Annotated in this window: 1 protein-coding gene; it reads left to right on the forward strand. The window is 46.6% G+C overall.

The features are described 5' to 3' along the window. Nucleotides 1–73 precede the first annotated feature (73 nt). Nucleotides 74–581: GTPase (locus A3766_RS09630; protein ID WP_156508837.1), on the forward strand; the 508-nt coding region annotated here is incomplete at its 3' end.

The following is a 581-nucleotide window of genomic DNA, read 5'->3' on the forward strand; positions in this document are numbered from 1 at the left end:
AACTGTCCCGCTACCCTACTGTATACTTGCGCCCAATTTTTCTAATTATACTTTACAGCCTGGGATTCAGATTATGGGTTTTAACTGCGGCATCGTCGGCCTTCCTAACGTCGGCAAATCAACCTTATTCAACGCACTTACCAAAGCAGGTATCGGCGCAGAAAACTTTCCTTTCTGTACTATCGAACCTAACGCTGGTGTTGTTGGCATGCCAGACCCTCGCCTAGACAAGCTTGCAGCCATTGTCAGCCCAGCGAAGGTTATCCAAACTACAATGGAGTTTGTTGATATTGCCGGTCTAGTAGAAGGCGCATCTAAAGGCGAAGGCCTCGGTAACCAGTTCCTGGCTAATATTAGAGAAACAGACGCTATCGCTCACGTTGTACGCTGCTTCGAAGATGAAAACGTTGTTCACGTTTCTGCCAAGGTGAACCCTCAAGCCGACGTTGATGTAATTAATACCGAGCTTGCTTTATCTGACCTTGATACCGTAGAAAAGGCTATCAAGCGTTTCACCAGAACAGCCAAGAGCGGTGATAAAGATGCGAAGAATGCTCTGAGCCTACTTGAGGATAAACTAC

Source organism: Oleiphilus sp. HI0132 (assembly GCF_001635845.1).